Origin of the sequence: Streptomyces sp. NPDC002566, from assembly GCF_042889585.1 — a bacterium.
In the GTDB taxonomy this organism is placed as follows: Bacteria; Actinomycetota; Actinomycetes; order Streptomycetales; family Streptomycetaceae; genus Streptomyces.
This window is the reverse complement of record NZ_JBIARD010000010.1, coordinates 151,792-174,055: the sequence shown is the minus strand read 5'-3', so window position 1 is coordinate 174,055 and position 22,264 is coordinate 151,792. Positions and strand designations below refer to the sequence as shown.

20 protein-coding genes are annotated in these 22,264 nt (G+C 72.4%); 10 read left to right on the top strand and 10 right to left on the bottom strand.

The features are described 5' to 3' along the window. Positions 1-35 precede the first annotated feature (35 nt). Positions 36-1,241 carry a sensor histidine kinase gene (locus ACFYXA_RS32285; RefSeq protein ID WP_352244892.1) on the bottom strand — a complete coding sequence of 402 codons (1,206 nt, stop codon included), beginning with the start codon at positions 1,239-1,241 and terminating at the stop codon, positions 36-38. A gap of 118 nt (positions 1,242-1,359) precedes the next feature. On the opposite strand from ACFYXA_RS32285, the gene ACFYXA_RS32280 reads away from it, so the two are divergent. Then, positions 1,360-2,388, top strand: a complete 1,029-nt coding sequence (locus ACFYXA_RS32280; protein WP_352244891.1) for an SAM-dependent methyltransferase — start codon at positions 1,360-1,362, stop codon at positions 2,386-2,388. A 43-nt stretch (positions 2,389-2,431) separates the two neighbouring features. On the opposite strand, the gene ACFYXA_RS32275 is transcribed toward ACFYXA_RS32280, so the two are convergent. After that, complete coding sequence (locus tag ACFYXA_RS32275; RefSeq protein WP_130438400.1) at positions 2,432-3,583, bottom strand: NADH-quinone oxidoreductase subunit D; 1,152 nt, start codon at positions 3,581-3,583, stop codon at positions 2,432-2,434. Between the two features lie 31 nt (positions 3,584-3,614). Here ACFYXA_RS32275 and ACFYXA_RS32270 point away from each other — a divergent pair, with 31 nt between their 5' ends. Next, the gene (locus ACFYXA_RS32270) at positions 3,615-4,127 is read left to right on the top strand and encodes a PH domain-containing protein (protein WP_389039603.1); all 513 of its coding nucleotides are present in this window, start codon (positions 3,615-3,617) and stop codon (positions 4,125-4,127) included. Continuing rightward, entirely contained in the window at positions 4,124-5,467 is a 1,344-nt protein-coding gene (locus ACFYXA_RS32265) for a PH domain-containing protein (protein ID WP_389039600.1), read from the top strand. Before ACFYXA_RS32270 ends, ACFYXA_RS32265 begins: the two co-directional genes overlap by 4 nt. Before the next feature lie 21 nt (positions 5,468-5,488). Here the strand turns inward: ACFYXA_RS32265 and ACFYXA_RS32260 are convergent, their stop codons facing one another. Beyond that, a complete protein-coding gene (locus ACFYXA_RS32260) occupies positions 5,489-7,027 on the bottom strand; it encodes a hypothetical protein (RefSeq protein WP_389039597.1) in 1,539 nt (512 codons plus the stop codon). A gap of 157 nt (positions 7,028-7,184) precedes the next feature. Further along, entirely contained in the window at positions 7,185-8,309 is a 1,125-nt protein-coding gene (locus ACFYXA_RS32255; RefSeq protein WP_352244885.1) for an alpha/beta hydrolase-fold protein, read from the bottom strand. A 232-nt stretch (positions 8,310-8,541) separates the two neighbouring features. Between ACFYXA_RS32255 and ACFYXA_RS32250 the strand changes: the two genes are divergently transcribed. From ACFYXA_RS32250 to ACFYXA_RS32225, 6 genes are all read left to right on the top strand, one after another. Continuing rightward, the gene (locus ACFYXA_RS32250; protein WP_352244884.1) at positions 8,542-10,359 is read left to right on the top strand and encodes a phosphatidylglycerol lysyltransferase domain-containing protein; all 1,818 of its coding nucleotides are present in this window, start codon (positions 8,542-8,544) and stop codon (positions 10,357-10,359) included. A 107-nt stretch (positions 10,360-10,466) separates the two neighbouring features. Continuing rightward, positions 10,467-11,402, top strand: a complete 936-nt coding sequence (gene folP, locus ACFYXA_RS32245) for a dihydropteroate synthase (RefSeq protein WP_352244883.1) — start codon at positions 10,467-10,469, stop codon at positions 11,400-11,402. Continuing rightward, positions 11,399-11,950, top strand: a complete 552-nt coding sequence (locus tag ACFYXA_RS32240) for a nuclear transport factor 2 family protein (protein ID WP_130438414.1) — start codon at positions 11,399-11,401, stop codon at positions 11,948-11,950. The genes folP and ACFYXA_RS32240 overlap by 4 nt, the downstream gene beginning before the upstream one ends. A 270-nt stretch (positions 11,951-12,220) precedes the next feature. Further along, entirely contained in the window at positions 12,221-12,580 is a 360-nt protein-coding gene (folB, locus tag ACFYXA_RS32235) for a dihydroneopterin aldolase (protein WP_130438416.1), read from the top strand. Beyond that, entirely contained in the window at positions 12,577-13,188 is a 612-nt protein-coding gene (gene folK / locus ACFYXA_RS32230) for a 2-amino-4-hydroxy-6-hydroxymethyldihydropteridine diphosphokinase (protein WP_352244882.1), read from the top strand. Before folB ends, folK begins: the two co-directional genes overlap by 4 nt. 66 nt (positions 13,189-13,254) lie before the next feature. Beyond that, positions 13,255-13,740 carry a DUF3180 domain-containing protein gene (locus ACFYXA_RS32225; RefSeq protein ID WP_351090559.1) on the top strand — a complete coding sequence of 162 codons (486 nt, stop codon included), beginning with the start codon at positions 13,255-13,257 and terminating at the stop codon, positions 13,738-13,740. 42 nt (positions 13,741-13,782) lie between these two features. Here the strand turns inward: ACFYXA_RS32225 and folE are convergent, their stop codons facing one another. From folE to dacB, 6 genes are all read right to left on the bottom strand, one after another. Then, entirely contained in the window at positions 13,783-14,388 is a 606-nt protein-coding gene (folE, locus tag ACFYXA_RS32220) for a GTP cyclohydrolase I FolE (protein WP_351090557.1), read from the bottom strand. A 124-nt stretch (positions 14,389-14,512) separates the two neighbouring features. Continuing rightward, the gene (gene ftsH / locus ACFYXA_RS32215) at positions 14,513-16,552 is read right to left on the bottom strand and encodes an ATP-dependent zinc metalloprotease FtsH (RefSeq protein ID WP_130438424.1); all 2,040 of its coding nucleotides are present in this window, start codon (positions 16,550-16,552) and stop codon (positions 14,513-14,515) included. Positions 16,553-16,758: 206 nt separating this feature from the next. Then, positions 16,759-17,319, bottom strand: coding sequence for a hypoxanthine phosphoribosyltransferase (hpt, locus tag ACFYXA_RS32210; RefSeq protein WP_130439488.1), 561 nt, complete (start codon positions 17,317-17,319; stop codon positions 16,759-16,761). 59 nt (positions 17,320-17,378) lie between these two features. Beyond that, entirely contained in the window at positions 17,379-18,440 is a 1,062-nt protein-coding gene (tilS, locus tag ACFYXA_RS32205; protein WP_389039588.1) for a tRNA lysidine(34) synthetase TilS, read from the bottom strand. A gap of 172 nt (positions 18,441-18,612) precedes the next feature. Next, positions 18,613-19,743, bottom strand: coding sequence for a zinc-dependent metalloprotease (locus ACFYXA_RS32200; protein ID WP_352244879.1), 1,131 nt, complete (start codon positions 19,741-19,743; stop codon positions 18,613-18,615). A 131-nt stretch (positions 19,744-19,874) separates the two neighbouring features. Next, entirely contained in the window at positions 19,875-21,539 is a 1,665-nt protein-coding gene (dacB, locus tag ACFYXA_RS32195) for a D-alanyl-D-alanine carboxypeptidase/D-alanyl-D-alanine-endopeptidase (protein ID WP_389039585.1), read from the bottom strand. A gap of 79 nt (positions 21,540-21,618) precedes the next feature. Here dacB and ACFYXA_RS32190 point away from each other — a divergent pair, with 79 nt between their 5' ends. Beyond that, a complete protein-coding gene (locus tag ACFYXA_RS32190; protein WP_055637912.1) occupies positions 21,619-22,110 on the top strand; it encodes an inorganic diphosphatase in 492 nt (163 codons plus the stop codon). Positions 22,111-22,264: the final 154 nt, after the last annotated feature.

Here is a 22,264-nt window from a genome sequence, read left to right as displayed (position 1 = left end):
GTGTTACAGGTGTCAACGGGGGGCGTGCAGGGGCGTCAGTGCGCCGGTTTGAGCGGCAGCAGGGCGCTGATGCGGAATCCTCCGCCCGGGCGCGGGCCGGCGTCCAGCGTGCCGCCGACCATGCCGACCCGCTCGCGCATGCCGATCAGCCCGTGCCCCTGGCCGTCGATGCCGCCCTCCTCGTACAGCTCGTGCGGGGCGCCCTTGCCGTCGTCCTCGACGAGCAGGCCGAGACCGTCGTCGAAGTAGACCAGGCGCACGCTGGCGCCCGCGTGCGGTCCGCCGTGCTTGCGCGTGTTGGTCAGCGCCTCCTGCACGATGCGGTACGCGGTGAGCTCGACGCCGCTGGGCAGCGGACGCGGAGTGCCCTCGACCTTGAAGTCGACGGGCAGACCGGAGCCGCTGCACTGCTCGACCAGGTCCTTGATCTGCTCGACGTCCGGCTGCGGCACGTACTCGCCGCTCTCCTGGTGCTCCCCGGTGCGCAGCACGCCCAGCAGGCGGCGCATCTCGGCGAGCGCCTGGCGGCCGGTCGAGGAGATCGTCTCCAGGGCCTTCTTCGCCTGGTCGGGGGCGGCGTCGAGGACATAGGCCGCGCCGTCGGCCTGCACCACCATCACCGACACGTTGTGCGCGACGACGTCGTGCAACTCGCGCGCGATACGGGCGCGTTCGGCGGCGACCGCGACCTTCGCCTGCGCCTCGCGCTCCTTCTCCAGGCGGGAGGCCCGCTCCTCCAGTTGCGCGAAGTAGGCGCGGCGGGTCCGCATGGAGTCGCCGAGCACCCAGGCGAGGGCGAACGGCACCGTCTGGAAGACGACGATCGCGACATTGCCCCACGCGCTGGTCTGCCCGTTCGGCCAGCGCATCTGCGCCAGCGTCGCCGCGCTCAGCCCCGTGCCCAGGGCCAGCCAGGACGACCAGCGCACGCCCGTCGCGGCGACCGTGTAGACGATCACCAGCAGGGCGAAGTCGGCGGCCATCGTCGCGACGTCCAGCGCCAGCTGCGCCACGCCGATGGCGCCGGCCAGCAGGAGCATCCCCTCGGGCATGCGCCGTCGCAGCGCCACCACCAGGCAGAGCAGGAAGGCCACCGGCACGATGAGTGCCGGATCGTCGGTTCCCTGGCCGGTGTTCCTGGTGGAGGTGTCGGCCACCACAGAGATCCCGAACAGGACGAAGGCCCAGAAGCCGTCGACCCCGCTCGGGTGTCTGCGGATGAAGTCATAGAGGCGCTGCACGTAACCCAGAGTAGGGAAGCCCGATGTGTGCACGGGTCAACCGGAGGGCCGATCCGGGTCCGGCGCGCATACTCCGCAAGGTGGAGGAGGCGATCACCTGTGCGCATAGTCTGAGCCGGTGGCGGCACAGGTGACGGGTTCCGGTGGATGGCGCGGCTGGCGGGCGGCGACGCAGGACGCGCTCTACGGGACGGACGGCTTCTACCGCCGCCCCGAGGGCCCGGCGGGGCACTTCCGCACATCCGTGCACGCGTCCCCGCTCTTCGCCGGTGCGGTGGCCCGGCTGCTCTGCGAGGTGGACGAGGCGCTGGGCCGGCCCGCGTCGCTCGACTTCGTCGACATGGCCGCCGGACGCGGTGAGCTGGTCACCGCGGTGCTCGCCGCGCTCCCCGCCGACGTGGCGGCCCGCACACGCGCGTACGCCGTCGAGATCGCCGCCCGTCCTGCGGGCCTCGACCGTCGGGTCGAGTGGCTGCCCGAGCCGCCCCATGAGGTCACCGGGCTGCTGTTCGCCAACGAGTGGCTGGACAACGTGCCCGTCGAGGTCGCCGAGGTCGACTCCGCCGGAACCGCGCGCCGGGTGCTCGTACGAGGCGACGGGGCAGAGCGGCTCGGCGAGCCGGTGTCCGGCGCGGAGGCGGAGTGGCTCGCGCGCTGGTGGCCCCTGGCCGGCGAGGAGGGGCTGCGGGCGGAGATCGGGCTGCCCCGGGACACCGCCTGGGCGTCCGCCGTCGCCCGGGTCGGGCGGGGGCTCGCCGTGGCCGTGGACTACGCGCACACGGCGGACGCTCGCCCCCCGTTCGGGACGCTCACGGGCTACCGGGAGGGCCGGGAGACGACGCCCGTGCCGGACGGCTCGTGCGACCTCACGGCGCATGTCGCACTGGACGCCTGCGCGCAGGCAGGCACACCGGCGCTTTCACCGTCCGCGCCCCGTCTGCTCTCCCAGCGGGAGGCGTTGCACGCCCTGGGCGTCACCGGCGCGCGCCCCCCGCTCGCGCTGGCCTCCACGGACCCCGCCGCGTACGTCCGCGCCCTCGCGAGCGCCGGCGAGGCGGCCGAACTCACCGCGGCGGGCGGCCTCGGCGGCTTCGCCTGGCTGCTCCAGCCGGTCGGGATCGCCGACCCGCTCGCCCCGTCCCGCTGACGCGCACGCCGGAGCGCTCGCCCCCGCCGCCGAGAGGGCCCGATTACTTGTCGATGTCCCCGACCACGAAGAACATCGAGCCCAGGATCGCCACCATGTCCGCGACCAGCGTGCCCGGCAGCAGCTCGGTCAGCGCCTGGATGTTGTTGTACGAGGCCGAGCGCAGCTTCAGCCGGTACGGGGTCTTCTCGCCCTTGCTGACGAGGTAGTAGCCGTTGACCCCGAGGGGGTTCTCGGTCCACGCGTACGTGTGTCCCTCGGGCGCCTTGAGGACCTTGGGGAGCCGCTGGTTGACCGGGCCGGGCGGCAGCTCGGCGAGGCGGTCCAGACAGGCGTCCGCGAGGTCCAGCGCGACGTGCGTCTGCTCCAGGAGGCACTCGAAGCGGGCCAGGCAGTCGCCCTCCGTCCGGGTCACCGCCCTCAGCGTGTCCTGGAGCTCCCCGTAGGCCAGGTAGGGCTCGTCGCGGCGCAGGTCGAAGTCGACGCCGGACGCGCGCGCGATGGGCCCGCTCACGCCGTACGCGTGCACGGCCCGTGAGGAGAGGACGCCCACGCCGCGCGTGCGGCCCCGGAAGATCTCGTTGCCGAGGACGAGGTCGTCGAAGACGTCCATGCGGGAGCGGACGGCGGCGACGGCCCCCCGCGCGCGGGAGGCCCACCCCGCCGGCAGGTCCTCCTTGAGGCCGCCGACCCGGTTGAACATGTAGTGCATGCGCCCGCCGGAGACCTCCTCCATCACGTTCTGGAGGACCTCGCGCTCGCGGAAGGCGTAGAAGACCGGCGTGATGCCGCCGAGCTCCAGGGGATAGGAGCCGAGGAACATCAGGTGGTTGAGCACCCGGTTCAGCTCCGCGAGGAGCGTGCGCGTCCACACCGCGCGCGGGGGCACCTCCATGCCGAGCATGCGCTCCACCGCGAGGACCACGCCCAGCTCGTTGGAGAACGCCGACAGCCAGTCGTGGCGGTTGGCCAGCATCACGATCTGGCGGTAGTCACGCGCCTCGAACAGCTTCTCCGCGCCCCGGTGCATGTAGCCGATCACCGGCTCCGCGTGCATGATGCGCTCGCCGTCCAGCACGAGCCGCAGCCGCAGGACGCCGTGCGTGGAGGGATGCTGCGGGCCGATGTTGAGCACCATGTCGGTGCTCTCCGCGGCGCCGCCGATCCCGACCGTGGTCTCCGTCGTAGGAGTCATGGCCCCAGTCTCCCCTACGTACGCTGGCCGCATGGAGACGGGGAGCCCGGCGGGCCCGGGGGGCGTGGAGACGGTGGGAGGCGGCGCGGCGTGGACCGGGCTGCCGCCCGGACTGCTGCGGATGCGGCGGCTGTTGCTGGTGGTGTGGCTGGGGCTCGCGGCGGCCGGCGTCGGGGTGCTGCTCGGTCTGCTCGCCGGGCCCGCCTGGGCGGCGTTCGCGCTGCTGCCCCTGGCGGGCATCGGCTGGGGGTGGGTCATGCTCGGCCGCAACTGGCGCTCCTGGCGCTACGCCGAGCGCGCCGACGACCTGCTGATCAGCCGGGGCGTGCTGTGGCGCGAGGAGACGGTCGTGCCGTACGGGCGGATGCAGCTCGTCGAGGTGACCTCCGGTCCCGTGGAGCGGTACTTCGGGCTGGCCGGCGTCCAGTTGCACACGGCGGCCGCCGCGACGGACGCGAGGATCCCGGGGCTGGACCCGGCCGAGGCGGAACGGCTGCGTGACCGGCTCACCCAGCTCGGCGAGGCCCGATCGGCGGGACTGTGACGGCCCCGGGCGTCGACGACGGCGTGACCGCCGCCACGCGGGCGCGGACCGTCGTCGAGCGCCGACTGCACCCCGTGACGCCGTTCCGGCGCGCGTGGGCGCCCATCGCGGTGGTCGCCGGCTGGGCGCTGCACGACCCGAACCAGGCCCAGCGGCAGCTGACGCGGCTCACCACGACGACCCTGCTGATCGCACTCGCCGTCGTCGTCCCCGCGGCTGCCCTCTACGGCTTCCTGAGCTGGTGGTTCACCCACTTCGCGGTGACGGACAGCGAACTGCGCATACGGACCGGCCTGGTGTTCCGGCGCACGGCGCACATCCGGCTGGAACGCATCCAGGCCGTCGACGTCACCCGGCCGCTGCTCGCGCGGATCGCCGGCGTCGCCAAACTGCGGCTCGACGTGGTCGGCGCCGACAAGAAGGACGAACTCGCCTTCCTCGGCGAGGACGAGGCGAGCGCGCTGCGGGCCGAACTGCTCGCGCGTGCGGCCGGCTTCGCCCCCGAGACGGCGCACGAGGTCGGCGAGGCCCCGGCGCGCGAGCTGTTGCGCGTGCCCGCGCGCGAGCTGGCGATCGCGCTGGCGCTGACCGGCGCGACCTGGGGCGCGCTGATCGCCGCGCTCGTGGTGCTGCCGGTGCTGTGGCTCGTCACCGAGAGCGTGTGGACGGTGCTGGCGACGGGTGTGCCGCTGCTCGGCGCGGCGGGCGCGCGCAGCGTGGGGCGGTTCGTCGCGGAGTTCGACTGGAGCGTCGGCGATTCACCGGACGGGCTGCGGATCGACCACGGTCTGCTGGACCGCGCGCACGAGACGGTGCCGCCCGGGCGGGTGCAGACGGTCCGGATCGTCGAGCCGCTGCTGTGGCGGCGCAGGGGGTGGGTGCGCGTCGAGCTGGACGTGGCCGGCTCGACCAACTCCGTGCTCGTCCCGGTCGCCCCGCGCGAGGCCGCGGAGGCCGTCATCGCGCGCGTGCTGCCCGGCGTCGCCGTCCCCGACGCCGCCGCCCTGGCACGGCCGCCCCGCCGGGCCGGACGGTGCGTCCCGGTGTGGTGGCGGGGCTACGGGACGGCGGTCACCGACACGGTCTTCACCTCCCGGCACGGGCTGCTGCGCCGGAGTCTGGCGCTCGTCCCGCACGCCAAGGTGCAGAGCGTGCGGCTCACGCAAGGGCCCTGGCAGCGGCTGTGGCACGTCGCCGACGTGCGGGTGGACTCGGGGGCCGGAACGACCGTCACGGCGCGTCTGCGGGACGCGCGGGAGGCCGCGGAGCTGCTGCGCGGCCAGGCCGAACGGTCCTGGACCGGACGCCGTGACGCCCGGCCCGACCGGTGGATGGCCTAGCAGCTGTCGCGCAAGGGTTGTTCAGGAGACGGCGCTGCGCAGGCGGTGCAGGTCGATCTGCTCGGTCTCGTCGTGCGCGGTCAGGTCGATCACCTGGCCGACGCGGCGCGAGTCGTCGTCGGCCGGCTTGAACTCCGCCTCGGTCTCCGCCTTGTGCAGCGCGAGCGCCTCCTGGCCGACGACGTCGGCGAGGTCCTCGTTCTGCACGGCCTCCAGGGCGTCGGACGCCGCCGACTCCTTCGTGCCGAAGAAGTCGAACCCGCCCTCGGCCGTGGGCCGGCGCACCGGCTGCGACTCGGGAGCGACGGCCACGGCGGTCGGCACCGTGAAGTGCCCGCCGGGGCGCCGCGCGGGAACGACTGCGTGAGGCGCTTCCGGGGTGTCCGTGGCGTCCGTGCCGTCTGTTCCGTCTGCCGAGTTCGCGTCTGTGGCCTGCGTCCGCTCGGCGGCCTCTTCCGGCGCGGCTGCGGCCGTCGTCTGTGCCGGGGCCTCGTTCTCTTCGGCTTCCAGGGGAGGGGCGGCCGCGCGCGTGTGCTCGTCGACCGCCTCGGGCTTCCCCTCCGCCTCGTCCTCCCGCGCGGCCTCCTTGTCGCCGCCGGCCTTGGAGAAGGCGACCGAAGCGGGCTTGGCGTCGGCGGGTTCGGTGGTGCTGGTGGTGTCGGTGGGCTCGGTCTTGGTGGCCTCGGCCTGCTTGCCGGGCTTGGCCGGCCCGACGGGCTCGGCCGGCTCGGCGGACTTCACCGGCTCGGACACCGCAGGCTGAACCGGCTCGGGCTTCGCCGACTCCGCGCGCTCGGGCCGGTCGGCGTCGAAGCGGGCGAGCGCGCTCAGCGCACGCAGGAACAGCTTGGAGCCGTCGGCGGAGAAGACCGCGGGAGCCTCGGACTCGCCCTCACCGGGCGCCCCGGAAGCGGATACGCCGGCCTTCGAAGCCCCAGCCGCCGAAGCCCCGTCGACCGCAGTCCCGTCGACCGATCCGCCGGCGAGCGCGGCCTCGTCGACCGAGACGTCCTCGACAGCGGCCTCGTCGGCCGAAGTCCCCTCGGTCCCCGCACCCTCGGCCGTCTCCGCAGCCCTCGCGGGCGGCAGGGCGTTCGACGGTGGCGCGGCCTCTATCTCCAGCAGGCGGCGGCCCTCCAGGGCGGTCGCCCGCTCCGTCTCGGCGGTGGCGTAGCGGCGCAGCAGCGCCGCGTGCTCGTTGCGCAGGCCGGCGAGTTCGGCGCGCTTGGCGCGCAGCCGCTGCTCCAGCTTGATCCGCAGCTCGCGCGACTCGTCGAGGTCGCTCTCCAACTCGGCGACACGCTCCTCGAAGCGCCACTCGTCGCCCGCACGCGCGCGCGTGAGGTCGGCGACCTGCTTGCCGGCCTGGATGTCCCAACGGCGCATGACGATCGCGCCGATGACCGCCGTCGCCGCGGCGGCGGCGGCCAGACCTCGGAGCGCGAAGGGCTCCGTGAACACCCAGGGACCGAGGGCGCAGACGATGGAGACGCCTGCGATCGCCGACGGAGGAAGCAGCCTGTGCAAGGGCGGTGAATGGCGGTGACGTCCACGTGGCATGGCCAGAAACTTACCGCGCGTAGAGGATTGTTGGCGCCCCGCCCCGTAAAAACCCAGCCGTTCCGAAGTCTTCACAGCGCATCGGCATTCAGCGCTGTCACGGAATTCGACGAACAAACAAGATCGTTTCCGTTGGGCGGCCGCCGCGGCCCCGGTGTCACGGGCTGCTCAGCCGTCCGCTGACCCACTCCAGGGTCGCCGGGATCTCCCTCCGCCAGGTGTTGAAGTTGTGTCCGCCGCTTTCGAGGATGATCGACGAGATCCTCGTCTTCTTCGTCGCCTTCACCATGTCGATGAACTTCATCGTGGGCTTGTAGTCGGATTCCCCGACCTTGCTGCTGGTGACGAGCAGCGAAGTGTCCGGCGCGGGCCGGTGCTTGATGTACCAGCGCAGGTCGGCCTCGGCGCGGCGGGTCTTGTCGCCGTGGAAGAGGTCGCCGGTCGTCGGGTCGGACGGCGCGGTGAAGTACGGCGACAGGCCGGCGCCCGCCGCGAAGACGTCGGGATGGTGCATCGCCAGCTTCAGGGCGCAGTAACCGCCCGTGGAGTTGCCTATGACGCCCCATCTGCTGCCGGGCTTCTTGTTCACCCGGTAGTGCGCCGCCACCGCCTCCGGCAGGTCCTTGGCGAAGAACGACTCGGTCTGCGGCCCGCCCGGGATGTCCACGCACTCGGTGTCCCTCGGCGGCGCCACCGTCGGCCGCAGCATCACCAGGATCGTCGGCTCCATACGGCCGGCCTTGGCGAGCTCCCGCGCGGTGCGCGGGTACTCCAGCTTGTCGACGAGCGCCTTGGCCGTGCCGGGGTAGCCCGTGAGGACGACGGCCGCGGGGAACGTACGCGTGCGCTGCTGCGGGTCGAAGTACTCCGGGGGCAGGTACACGAACGCGGGCGAGTTGATGCCCGTCGTCCGGCCCGCCACGGTGACCTGCTGGATCTGCCCGCTCGTGCTCGTCTGCCCCCCGCCCGCCAGGCGGCGCGTGTCGACGACGCGCAGCGGTCCCGTCGGACGGCCGTCCTCCGCGTGGTCGACGACGACGCCCTGGTCGTTCTCCTGCCCGAACAGGTCGGCCCAGCTGGCGTAGAAGCCGAACGCCTGGTTGGCGGCGAGGCCCACCGCCGCGAAGAGCGCCACCTGCGTGGCGAGCAGCAGACCGACGCGCCCGGTGACGGCCCGCCAGCCGCGCCCGGCCAGCCGCGGCCACTGCCACACCGTGCCGGTGAACAGCAGTAGAGCGGCGCCGGCCGTCGTCCACAGCGTTGCGTTGCTCGTGAGACCCATGAGGTGTTCCTGCCTGCGCTCTCCGCCGGGGTTCCCGTCCGCCTCCGCTCCTGCGCGAGGGCTTTTCCCGGACTTTCCTTGGCCTTTTCGGCGGCTTTGACGAGGCGAGTGAACCTCTCTCCCCGAGACACCGTCCTAGAGGGCGCAAAGTCGCCGGATGCCCGATCGGGCCCGGGTCTCCATGTCTCTCGCGGAACTACGGGATGCGATGTCTGTCAGGGAAGATGAGGAAATGTCGGGCGGGGTTCCGAGCAGGGTTCGCCGGCTGATCCGGGGCCCCCGCCCCGAGGCCGTGCCCGTCCTCGTCAGCAGGGCGTGCGCCCTCGTGGGTCTGCTGGACGTCGCCGCGGGCGTGTTCCCCCGGTTCCGGCACAGCAGGATGCACACCATCGCCGAGGTCCTGCCCGGCTCCTTCGGTCCGTTCGCGGCCGCCATGTCGCTCAGCGCGGGCGTCCTGCTGCTGCTGCTCGCGCACGGTCTCAAGCGCGGCAAGCGGCGCGCGTGGCGTGCGGCCGTCGTGCTCCTCCCCGCGGGCGCCGTCGCGCAGTTCACCTACCGGCACTCCGTCATCGGCGTGCTGATCTCCCTGGCGCTGCTGATACCGCTGCTCGTCCACCGCGACCAGTTCGCCGCGCTGCCCGACCCGCGCAGCCGCTGGCGCGCGCTCGCCAACTTCGTCCTCATGGGCGCAGGTTCGCTCATGCTGGGCATGGTCATCGTCAGCGCCCACCCCGGCCGTCTGATCGGCGACCCGAGCCTGGCCGACCGCATCACCCACGTGCTGTACGGCCTGTTCGGCTTCGAAGGCCCCGTCGACTACCAGGGCAACACCTCCTGGACGGTCGCCTTCTCCCTGGGCGCCCTCGGCTGGATCACCGCGGTCACCACCATCTACCTCGCCTTCCGGCCCGAGCACCCGGCGGCCCGCCTCACCGAGGAGGACGAGTCCCGGCTGCGCAGCCTGCTGGCCAAGCACGGCAGCCGCGACTCCCTCGGCCACTTCGCGCTGCGCCGCGACAAGGCCGTCGTGTTCTCCCCCAGCGGCAAGGCGGCCGTGACCTACCGCGTCGTCTCCGGCGTGATGCTCGCCAGCGGCGACCCCATCGGCGACGTCGAGGCCTGGCCCGGCGCCATCGAGCGCTTCATGGACGAGGCCAAGGCCCACTCATGGACCCCCGCCGTCATGGGCTGCTCGGAGACGGGCGGAGAGGTGTGGACCCGCGAGACCGGACTCGACGCCCTGGAGCTGGGCGACGAGGCGGTGGTGGACGTGGCGGATTTCTCGCTCGCCGGCCGCGCGATGCGCAACGTGCGCCAGATGGTCAAGCGCATCGAGCGCGCCGGTTACGAGACCCGGGTCCGTCGTGTCCGTGACCTCGGCGAAGCCGAACTGGAGCGCATCCGGCGCGCCGCCGAGGACTGGCGTGGCACCGACACCGAGCGCGGCTTCTCCATGGCCCTCGGCCGGATCGGCGACCCCTCCGACGGCGACTGCCTCATCGCCACCGCCCACAAGGCCGACGCCGAGCCGGGCGAGTACGGCGACCTGAAGGCGATCCTGCACTTCGTGCCCTGGGGCACGGACGGCGCCTCCCTCGACCTGATGCGCCGCGACCGCTCGGCCGACCCGGGCATGAACGAACTGCTGATCGTCGCCGCCCTCCAGGCCGCGCCGAAGTTCGCCATCGCGCGCGTGTCCCTCAACTTCGCCATGTTCCGCTCGGCGCTGGCACGCGGCGAGAAGATCGGCGCGGGCCCGGTGCTGCGCGCCTGGCGGGGACTGCTGGTGTTCCTCTCGCGCTGGTTCCAGATCGAGTCGCTGTACAAGTTCAACGCGAAGTTCCAGCCGCGCTGGGAGCCCCGCTTCGTGGTCTACCGGGCCTCCGCCGACCTGCCCCGCATCGGCTTCGCCGCCATGCAGGCCGAGGGCTTCGTCACCCTGGCCCTCCCCCTGCCGCGCTTCCTGCGCCGCCGCACCGCCACCCCGCGCGCGTGCGCGCACGTCGTGGCGGCGGACCGGGTGCGCGAACGGGACATGCGGGCCGCCTAGCCGCCCTGCCGCCCAGGACCCGGCCCGGCCCGGCCGGAGCGCCCCACCCGGGGCCTCCGACCGGGCCGCGCACCGTCCCGGCGCCCCGCTGGGCCTACGCTGAACGTATGAGCAAGCAGAGCGGACGCGGGCACGTCGACGGCCTTCCCGAGTGGGACCGCTGCGCGGTCATGGGCGTCGTCAACGTGACCCCCGACTCCTTCTCCGACGGCGGCCGCTTCTTCGACACGACGACCGCCGTCAAGCACGGCCTCCACCTGGTCGCCGAGGGCGCCGACCTCGTCGACGTGGGCGGCGAGTCCACCCGCCCCGGAGCGGCCCGTGTGGACGAGGCGGAGGAGCTGCGCCGTGTCGTCCCCGTAGTCCGCGGGCTCGCCTCCGAGGGAGTCGTCGTCTCCGTCGACACCATGCGCGCCTCCGTCGCCGCCCGGGCCCTCGCCGCCGGCGCCGCCCTGGTCAACGACGTCAGCGGCGGACTGGCCGACCCCGAGATGATCCCGGTCGTCGCCGACGCGGGCGCCCCCTTCGTCGTCATGCACTGGCGCGGCTTCCTGGAGGGCGGCAACGTCCGCGGCGTCTACGAGGACGTCGTCCGCGAAGTCGTCGACGAACTGCACGCGCGCGTGGACGCAGTCGTCGCCGGCGGCGTCTCCCCCGACCGCGTCGTCATCGACCCCGGCCTCGGCTTCTCCAAGGAGGCCGACCACGATCTGTCGCTGCTGGCCTGCCTGGACCGTCTGCACGCCTTCGGCCGCCCTCTGCTCGTCGCCGCCTCCCGCAAGCGCTTCCTCGGCCGTGTGCTGGCCGGCCCGCAGGGCGCTCCGCCCCCCGCCCGCGAACGCGACGCCGCGACCGCCGCCGTCTCCGCTCTCGCGGCGCACGCGGGCGCGTGGGCGGTCCGCGTGCACGAGGTACGCGCGACCGCGGACGCCGTACGGGTCGCGCGCGCCGTGGAGGGAGCGCGCACCGTGGAGGGAGCGCGCACGCACCACCGCGCGACCGGCCAGGACACCCCCCGCGACGGCGCAGAGGGAGCCCTGTGAGCGCCCCGCACACGGACGTCGAGCAGGTCGAGGCCGCCAACACCGCCTTCTACGAGGCGCTGGAGCGCGGCGATTTCGAGTCGGTGTCCTCGTTCTGGCTCACGCCCGCCGACCTCGGCGTCGACGAGGAGTACCACGACCCGGCGGACACCGGCGTGGTCTCCTGCGTGCACCCCGGCTGGCCCGTGCTCACCGGACGCGGCGAGGTGCTCCGGTCGTACGCGCTGATCATGGCGAACACCGACTACATCCAGTTCTTCCTCACCGACGTGCATGTGTCCGTGACCGGCGACACCGCCCTGGTGACCTGCACCGAGAACATCCTCAGCGGCGGTCCCGCACCGGAGGAGGGCGAGGAGCTGGGGCCGCTCGTGGGCCAGTTGGTGGTCGCCACGAACGTCTTCCGCCGCACGTCCGACGGCTGGAAGCTGTGGTCGCACCACGCCTCCCCGGTGCTGGCCGAAGCCGACGACGACGAGGGCCCGGACAACGGCGAGAACGACGAGGACGGCGAGAGCGGCAACGGCGGCGGCGAGACCCTCGCTTGAGCCGGCGGGCGGGCCTCCGCGACGCCGGCCGGGACGCCGAAGGGACCAAGAAGTGGTTGGAATCACGAACTCGCGGGTAGGGGCGGCTATCAGCCCGTGAGCCACCGGCCTCCCCAGGGGAAACGCCCGGTGAACCTCTGACGTCCGGTCCGGTGCCGAGGGTGCCCATGGCCCGGCGATGTCAGTGCTCGCGGGTAGATTCGTCCGAGGCCGGTGTGACGCCCGCACACGGACGAACCGGCCGTCACCGACGATTGCAGGAGGATTCGCGTGGATCGTGTCGCGCTGCGCGGCCTGAAGGCCCGCGGGTACCACGGCGTGTTCCCCAGGGAACGCGAAGAGGGCCAGACCTTCATCGTGGACCTCGCCCTCGGCCTGGACACCCGTCCGGCCGCGGCCGACGACGACCTGGCGAAGACCGTGCACTACGGCATCGTGGCGGAGGAAGTCGTCGCCGTCGTCGAGGGTGATCCCGTCGACCTCGTCGAGACGCTCGCCGAGCGCATCGCCCAGGCCTGCCTGAAGCACGAAGGGGTCCAGGAGGTCGAGGTCTGCGTCCACAAGCCGGACGCGCCGATCACGGTCCCCTTCGACGACGTGACCGTCACCATCACCCGGAGCCGAGCATGACCGCGTCCTTCACCGAGGGTCACAGCGACCCGACCGTACAGCCGGTACCGGCCTCCGTCGTCGAGAAGGTCGACGCCGCCGACACCACGCTCCACAACCCGAAACGGGCCGTCGTCGCCATCGGCTCCAACCTCGGCAACCGCCTGGAGACCCTCCAGGGCGCCATCGACGCCCTGGAGGACACCCCGGGCGTGCGGGTGAAGGCCGTCTCCCCCGTGTACGAGACGGAGCCGTGGGGCGTCGAGCCCGGCAGCCAGCCGGCCTACTTCAACGCCGTCGTCGTCCTGAAGACGACCCTGCCCCCGTCCTCGCTGCTGGAGCGGGCGCACGCGGTCGAGGAGGCCTTCCACCGCGTGCGCGACGAGCGCTGGGGCGCGCGCACGCTGGACGTCGACATCGTCGCGTACGCCGACGTCGTCTCCGACGACCCGCACCTGACGCTCCCGCACCCCCGCGCCCACGAACGGGCCTTCGTCCTCGCGCCGTGGCACGACGTGGACCCCGAGGCCCGCGTCCCCGGCCGGGGCGCGGTCGCCGACCTGCTCGACGCGGTCACCCGCGAGGGTGTGGAAGCGCGGGCGGACCTGGAACTCAGGCTGCCCGAGTAGTCGTTAAGGTCGACGAGGGCCGCGACGACCACAGCCCCTGGCATCCGGGGGAACCGAAGGGACACCGTGAGAGAGCTGCGCATCAGGACGCTGGTCGGCGTCTTCCTCGTCGCCGGCGTCCTGTCCTGGGCGGGCGCCCGCCTGTGGAACTCGCTCGGGACGCTCCCCAGCGTCCCGCTGGCGGCGCCCATCGCGCTCGCCGTGATCGCCGCGATCCTGCTGGCCACGGCCCTCTCCCTGCGCGCCCGCCTCAAGGCGCAGCGCGAGCGCCGCCCCGAGGCCAAGGGCGTCGACCCCCTGATGGCGGCGCGCGCCGTCGTCTTCGGCCACGCCAGCGCGCTGGTGGCCGCCCTCGTCGCCGGCATGTACGGCGGCACCGGCGTCTTCCTGCTGGAGTCGCTGGACATGCCCGCCCGCCGCGACCAGGCGGTCTACGCCGCCTTCTCCGTCGTGGCCGGCATCGCCGTCATAGCGGCGGCCATCTTCCTGGAACGGGTCTGCAAGCTCCCCGAGGACGACGACGACAACACGGGAGCCGCCTCCACGGCGTGACGGCCGCCAAGGCCGCCGTGGCCGCCGCGGGGCGCGTCGGCGTCAGCGCGCCATGATCAGGCTCATCGCCTCGTTACGGGTCGCGGGATCGCGCAGCTGACCGCGGACCGCCGACGTTATGGTCTTCGCCCCGGGCTTGCGCACCCCCCGCATCGACATGCACATGTGCTCGCACTCCATGACGACGATCACTCCCCGGGGCTCCAGGATCTCCATCAGGGAGTCGGCGACTTGCGTGGTGAGCCGTTCCTGCACCTGCGGACGCCGGGCGTAGACGTCCACGAGCCGGGCCAGCTTCGAGAGCCCGGTGATCTTGCCTTCGGCGGACGGGATGTAGCCGACATGGGCGAACCCGACGAAGGGGACCAGATGATGCTCACAGCTGCTCAGGACCTCGATGTCCTTCACGAGCACCATCTCGTCGTGCCCCAGGTCGAACGTGGTCGTCAGCACGTCCTCCGGCCGCTGCCACAGCCCCGCGAAGATCTCCTGGTAAGCCCGCGCGACCCGGGCCGGCGTCTCACGCAGGCCCTCCCGGTCCGGATCCTCGCCGACTGCGAGCAGCAGTTCTCGTACGGCGTTCTCGGCGCGCTTCGCGTCGAACGCGCCGATCGGGCCCTCGCCGGCCAGCGTCACGGGGTCGGTCATCTGCTGTCTCGTTCCTGTGCGGGTCGCGCGCGTGGGTCACGCGCCTGAGCTGCGGGCATGCGGAAACGCCGCGCCCCCCAAGGCTAGAACCTCGGGGGGCGCGGCATCCATTCCGGGCGGAGCGTCAGTTTTCGGGACGCTCCTCAGGGGCCGGCTCGGCCACCGTGGCCGGATCCGACGCGGTGGACTTGGCGGTGCTGATCGCCGGCGACGCGCCGTTCGCGCCGTTCGTCAGTGCGAGCTCCTTGGGGGAGAGCACCGGCGGACGGGTGGACGGCGTGCGCCGCGAGGAGCCCGTCCAGGCGGGCCGCGGCGGGCGCTTGACGATGGGGGCGAAGATCTCGGCGATCTCCTCCTTGCCCAGCGTCTCCCGCTCCAGCAGCTGGAGCACGAGGTTGTCGAGGACGTCGCGGTTCTCGACCAGGATCTCCCAGGCCTCGTTGTGCGCGTTCTCGATGAGCTTCTTGACTTCCTCGTCCACCAGCGCGGCGACCTCTTCCGAGTAGTCGCGCTGGTGAGCCATCTCACGGCCGAGGAAGGGCTCGGTGTTGTCGCCGCCGAACTTGATGGCGCCGAGCCGCTCCGTCATGCCGTACTGGGTGACCATCGCGCGGGCCGTGGCAGTGGCCTTCTCGATGTCGTTCGCGGCGCCCGTGGTCGGGTCGTGGAAGACCAGTTCCTCGGCCGCCCGGCCGCCCAGCATGTAGGCGAGCTGGTCGAGCATCTCGTTGCGGGTGGTCGAGTACTTGTCCTCGTCCGGGAGCACCATCGTGTAACCGAGGGCGCGGCCCCGGGACAGGATCGTGATCTTGTGGACGGGGTCGGAGTTGGGGGAAGCCGCCGCGACCAGGGCGTGTCCGCCCTCGTGGTACGCGGTGATCTTCTTCTCCTTGTCCGACATGATCCGGGTCCGCTTCTGCGGGCCCGCCACGACGCGGTCGATGGCCTCGTCCAGCATCTGGTTGTCGATCAGCTTCTTGTCGCTGCGCGCCGTGAGGAGCGCGGCTTCGTTCAGCACGTTCGACAGGTCGGCGCCCGTGAAGCCGGGCGTGCGGCGGGCGACGGCCGACAGGTCGACGTCGGGCGCGACCGGCTTGCCCTTCTGGTGGACCTTGAGGATCTCCAGACGGCCCTGCATGTCCGGGCGGTCGACCGCGATCTGACGGTCGAAACGGCCGGGGCGCAGGAGGGCCGGGTCGAGGATGTCGGGCCGGTTCGTCGCGGCGATGAGGATCACGCCGCCCTTGACGTCGAAGCCGTCCATCTCGACGAGCAGCTGGTTCAGCGTCTGCTCGCGCTCGTCGTGACCGCCGCCGAGGCCGGCGCCGCGGTGGCGGCCGACCGCGTCGATCTCATCGACGAAGACGATCGCCGGGGCGTTCGCCTTGGCCTGCTCGAAGAGGTCGCGCACCCGGGAGGCGCCGACGCCGACGAACATCTCGACGAAGTCGGAGCCGGAGATCGAGTAGAAGGGGACGCCCGCCTCGCCGGCGACGGCGCGCGCGAGCAGGGTCTTGCCGGTGCCGGGAGGCCCGTAGAGCAGAACGCCCTTGGGGATCTTGGCGCCGACGGCCTGGAACTTCGCAGGCTCCTGCAGGAACTCCTTGATCTCGTGCAGTTCCTCGACGGCCTCGTCCGAACCGGCGACGTCGGAGAACGTCGTCTTCGGAGTGTCCTTGGTGATGAGCTTGGCCTTGGACTTGCCGAAGTTCATGACCCGGGAGCCGCCGCCCTGCATCTGATTCATCAGGAACAGGAACACGACGACGATGAGGACGAAGGGGAGCAGCGTGAGCAGGATGCCCACGATCGGGTTCTGCTTGGACGGCGACACTGTGTAGCCGTCCGGGATCTGCTTGTCCTGGTACTTGGTCTGCAGCGTGTTGGCGATGGTCACGCCCTGGTCGCCGATGTAGCTGGCCTGGACCTTGGAGCTGCCCTCGACCTTCTCGCCGTCCTTGAGGGTGATCTTGACGATCTGATCGTCACCGGTGGTCAGCTTGGCCGACTCGACCTTGTTGTCGTTGATCGCTGCCACGACCTGGCCGGTGTCCACCGTCTTGTAGCCGCCGGACGAGCCGACGACCTGCATCAACACGACCACGGCAAGGACGGCCAGCACGATCCACATGACCGGCCCACGGAAGTATCGCTTCACGTCCATCCATACGGAGCGGAGCCGCCCCGTCCCTCCTGCCATAGTGAGTTTGATAAGACAGTTCTTCTGACGGTACCCCAGCATTGTCGCGCGAAGCCGCACTGGAAGGTCGGCGTACCCGTCTGCAAGCCTCAACGGTGCTGGACCCGCTGGGGTTCCCGGTCGTGCCGCGGGGCTTGGGCCGTCTGGTCACCGCACCCCGCCCGTACGGCTCAACCGCCGTAGACGTGGGGCGCGAGCGTACCGACGAACGGGAGGTTGCGGTACTTCTCGGCGTAGTCGAGGCCGTAGCCGACGACGAACTCGTTGGGGATGTCGAAGCCGACCCACTCGACGTCGATGGCGACCTTCGCGGCCTCGGGCTTGCGCAGCAGCGTGCACACCTTGAGGGAGGCGGGCTCGCGCGAGCCGAGGTTGGACAGCAGCCAGGACAGGGTCAGGCCGGAGTCGATGATGTCCTCGACGATCAGGACGTGCCGGCCCTTGATGTCGGTGTCGAGGTCCTTGAGGATCCGCACCACACCGGAGGACTGGGTGCCCGCGCCGTAGGAGGACACGGCCATCCAGTCCATGGTGACGGGGGTGGACAGCGCCCGGGCGAGGTCGGCCATGACCATCACCGCGCCCTTGAGGACGCCGACGATGAGCAGGTCCTTGCCCGCGTACTCCGCGTCGATCTTCGCCGCCAGCTCGGCGAGCTTGGCGTCGATCTCTTCCTTGGTGATGAGCACCTTCTTGAGGTCGGCACCCATGTCTTTCGCGTCCACCCGCATCACTTTCGGTCGTCCCACCGGCCGGCCGCCCCTCCACGCGGTGCCGGAGGGGTCCGGATTCAGCCTTGCCGAATCACCAGTCTGCCACCCTGACGCTGGGCCACGACTTTGCCGGGGAGATTGATGGCGCCCTGCCCGCGCCAGCCGGTGATCAGCCGGTCGATCTCCTCGATGTGCCGGGCGAAGAGCGAGCCGGCCGGCGCGCCCGCGTCGATGGCGGCGCGGCGCAGGATGCGCCGTCGTACGGCGGGCGGCAGGGCGTAGAGCTTGGCGCACTCCAGCAGGCCCGTCGCGTCCCGTACGGAGGTCTCGGCCTGGCCGGCCCACGCGTCGAGGGCGTCGGCGTCGTCGCGGGAGAGCTGGGCCGTCCGGGCGAGGGCTTCGACGACGCCCTTGCCGAGGGCCTTCTCCAGCGCGGGCAGGCCCTCGTGGCGCAGCCGGGAGCGGGTGTAGGCCGGGTCGGTGTTGTGCGGGTCGTCCCAGACCGGCAGGGACTGGGCCATGCAGGCCTTGCGGGCGGTCTGCCGGTCCAGGGCGAGGAAGGGGCGCCGGTAGCGGCCGCCGGCCCCCGAGACCGCGGCCATCCCGGACAGGGAGCGGATGCCGGAGCCGCGGGCGAGGCCGAGGAGGACGGTCTCCGCCTGGTCGTCGCGGGTGTGGCCGAGCAGGACCGCGGTGGCGCCGTGGCGTTCGGCGACGGCGTCCAGGGCGGCGTAGCGTGCGTCGCGGGCGGCCGCCTCGGGGCCGCCCTGCCGGCCGACGGTGACGGCCATGGCCTCGACGGGATCGAGGCCGAGTTCGCGAAGCCGCAGGACGACTTCGTCGGCGCGCTGGTCGGAGCCGGCCTGCAGACCGTGGTCGACGGTGACGCCGCCGGCACGGATGCCGAGCTTGGGTGCTTCGAAGGCGAGGGCGGACGCGAGCGCCATGGAGTCGGCGCCGCCGGAGCACGCGACGAGCACGAGCGGCGGGTGCGGGCGCTCGTGCGGTGGGGCGTCGGAGCCGCGAGGGGCCTCGGCGGGGGCCGGGGCTCCGGGGGCGCCGGTGTGGTCGTTGAGGATGTCGTGGAGGACGCGGCGGACCGCCAGGCGTATCGCCGCGACCGCTGGATGGGGACCCATGTCCGGTTCCCTTCAATGAAGTTGTCGGGGGTGAGCCCGAGTCCGGTCACGCAGAGTGTGTAGATGGTGACAGAATCGGGCCGCTCCCCGAGCATTGCACGCCTGCGAGAGGCTCACGGTCCCTCGGACGGGTGATTGCGAGGGCGTTCGCCTGCCGTTCGGCGTTCTCACGTCACGCCGGGTCGGCCTTGCGGTGCACCCGGGCGACCCAGTCCGCCGGTTTGGCGATCTCGGCCTTGGTGGGGAGCGTGTTGGGTGAGGTCCACACCCGGTTGAAGCCGTCCATGCCGACCTGGTCGACGACGGCCCGCACGAAGCGTTCGCCGTCCTTGTACTGCCGGAGCTTGGCGTCCAGGCCGAGGAGCTTGCGCAGGGCCATGTCCAGGCGGGAGGCGCCCTTGGCGCGGCGCTGCTGGAACTTCTCGCGGATCTCGGAGACGGTCGGCACGACGTCCGGTCCGACGCCGTCCATGACGAAGTCGGCGTGGCCCTCCAGCAGGGACATCACGGCGGTGAGGCGGGCGAGGATCTCGCGCTGGGCCGGGCTCTGGACGAGTTCGACGAGGGAGTGCCCGCCGTCGTCCTCCTCGCCCTCGGGGCGGCCGCCGGCGAGGGACTGGGCGGCCTCACGGACGCGTTCCAGGAAGGTCATGGGGTCGACGTCGGTCTCCGCCAGGAACGCCTGGATCTCGCCCTCGAGGTGGTCGCGCAGCCAGGGCACCGCGGAGAACTGGGTGCGGTGGGTCTCCTCGTGCAGGCACACCCAGAGGCGGAAGTCGTGCGGGTCGACGTCGAGTTCGCGCTCGACGTGCACGATGTTCGGCGCGACGAGGAGGAGCCGGCCCGCGCCGTTGCCGCCGGGGAGTTCACGGGCGGCGGGCGCGAAGGTCTCGTACTGGCCGAGGACGCGGGAGGCCAGGAACGACAGCAGCATGCCCAGTTCCACGCCGGTGACCTTGCCGCCGACGGCGCTGAGGACGGTGCCGCCGGCGCCGCCGCCGCGGCGTTCCTGCATCTTCTCCAGGAGGGGCTTGAGGATCTCGCGGAAGCCGGCGACGTTCGCCCGGATCCAGCCGGGGCGGTCGACGACGAGGACGGGGGTGTCGTGGGTCTCCTCGGTGCCCAGACCGGTGAAGCCGCGGACGTGTCCCTCCGAGGCCTTCGCGTGCCGGCGCAACTCGGCGACGACGGCCCGGGCCTCGTCCCGGCTCACGTCGGGCCCCGGCCGCACGAGCCGCGTCGCGGTCGCCACCGCGAGATCCCAGTCGACCATCCCGGAAGAGGCACCACCGATGCTCGTCATGTGTCAACCGTACGTGAGGCCCGCGACCTCGGGCAGAGCGCGAAGCCCCCTCGGCGGTCCCGGCGTGCTGTGATCCGGGCGGCGGCCCGGCGGGCGGTCGTCGCGAGCCCGCCCGAGCCGATCGGTCCGTCTCAGGTGCAGCCGCACGTCGCCAGGGCTGTCGCCGCACGGTCCAGGGCCGACTGGGCCGCCGCGGGGTCCGTCGTCTGCGAGGTGAGGACGGCGAAGGCCAGCAGGCGGCCGTTCTTGTCGACGGCCGTGCCGGCGAGGGTGTTGACGCCGGTGAGGGTGCCGGTCTTGGCGCGGACGATGCCGGCCGCGCCGTCGGCGTAGCGGGCGCTGAGGGTGCCGGTGAAGCCGGCGACGGGCAGGCCGGTCAGGGCCGGGCGGAGGTCGGGGCGTGCGGGGTCGCCGGCCTTGGCGAGGAGCGCGGTGAGGAGGTTCGCCGTGAGGCGGTCGCCGCGGTCGAGGCCGCTGCCGTCCCTGAACACGGCGCCTGACAGGGGCACTCCCAGTCCCTCGAGCTGCTTCTGGACGGCCTTTCCGGCGCCGGCGAAGTCGGGGCGGACGCCGGTCGCCACGGCGGTCTGGCGGGCGAGGGCTTCGGCGATGTCGTTGTCGCTGTTGGTCAGCATGCGTTCGACGAGGGCGGACAGGGGCGGCGAGGACACCGAGGCGAGGGTCACCGCGCGCGCGGTCGCCTTGGACGGGCCAGGGGACGTGGTGCCGATGCCGCGGGCGCGCAGGTCCTCGGCGAACGTGCGGGCGGCTTCGGCCGCGGGGTCGGGGACGCGGACCGCCGGGCCGCTCGTGGAGCCGTCGGTGCGCCCCTCGTCGACCGTGAGTGCGGTGACGCGGGCGAGGTTGTCGTTGACCCCGATGGGGTGAACTTCGGAGCCGGCGTACAGGGTGGTGTCGTAGGAGAGCGTCGCGCGGGTGATGCCACGTTTCTTCAGGGCGGCGGCGGTCGCGTCGGCGAGGGTCGTCAGGTCGGCCCAGCCCTCGGCGTTGCGGCGGCCGGCGAGGGTGGGATCGCCGCCGCCGACGAGGACCACCTCGCCGGTGCCGGGTTCGAGGGCGACGCGGGTGGTGAGGCGGTGGTCGGCGCCCATCGCGGAGAGCGCGGCGACCGCGGTGGCGATCTTCGTGGTGGAGGCCGGCGTGAACGGCCGGTCGGCGCCCGCGCCGTACAGCCGCCGCCCGGAGGCGACGTCGACGACGGCCGCCGCGCGGCTCGCGCCGAGCGCGGGGTCGGCCAGGAGCGGGTCCAGTACGCGCGCGAGGGCCGCGGAGGAGCCGGGTGCGGACCTGACGGGGGTCTGGCCGCCGCCGAGACCGGTGAGGACGGACGCGGCGCTCGGGGCGGGCCGCGGGGTGCCCGACGTTCCGGACGCATCGGATCCACCGGACGCCCGGGACGCATCGCCCCTGCGGCCGTGATCTGCGCCACCCGTCCGTTCGAGTGCGGCGGCCCGGTCCCGCTCGGCCGTACGCTGACCCGTGGAGTCCCAGGGGCCGGCGGCCGTCACCACGCCGGCGGCCAGGGCCAGCCCGGCGGTCGCCGCACCCGCGGAGTACTGCCAGGCCCGGCCGGCCTTCGGCCTCGTGATCCGCGCGAGCTGCGGTTTCGCCGCCTGTGCGAGCCGTACGACCTGCGGCTTCGCGGCAGCCGCTGCGCGTGCGAGACGCGGTCGTACGACCTCTGCGGCCTGTGCCAGACGCGGTCGTACGGCGTCCACGGCCCGCACCACGTGCGGTCTCGCGGCGCGCCACGGCCTCAGCTCGGGCACGATCACCAGCCCCTTTCGCGATCACACACCTGCGTGAGGGACACTTAACCACCAGAACTATGTGCTGATCATGGAGGAGCCACCGGTGGAGTTCGACGTCACGATCGAGATCCCGAAGGGTTCGCGGAACAAGTACGAGGTGGACCACGAGACCGGTCGGATCCGCCTGGACCGTCGACTCTTCACCTCGACCGCCTACCCGACCGACTACGGATTCGTCGAGAACACCCTCGGCGAGGACGGCGACCCGCTGGACGCGCTCGTCATCCTGGACGAGCCGACCTTCCCGGGCTGCCTCATCCGCTGCCGCGCCATCGGCATGTTCCGGATGACGGACGAGGCCGGCGGCGACGACAAGCTGCTGTGCGTCCCGGCGACCGACCCGCGCGTGGAGCACCTGCGTGACATCCACCACGTGTCGGAGTTCGACCGCCTGGAGATCCAGCACTTCTTCGAGGTCTACAAGGACCTGGAGCCGGGCAAGTCCGTCGAGGGCGCCGACTGGGTCGGCCGCACCGACGCCGAGGCCGAGATCGAGCGGTCGTACAAGCGATTCAAGGACCAGGGCGGTCACTGACCTCCCCCTGGGCCTGACGACGCCCTGAGCGCGAGGTCCCGCCGGACGGGACCCGGGGGCCGCACACGTGCGTGTGCGGCCCTTTCGTTTGCGCGTTTGCGACCCGCACGCATACGTGTGCGTCATCCGCGCATACTGAGGCCTACGGGATGTG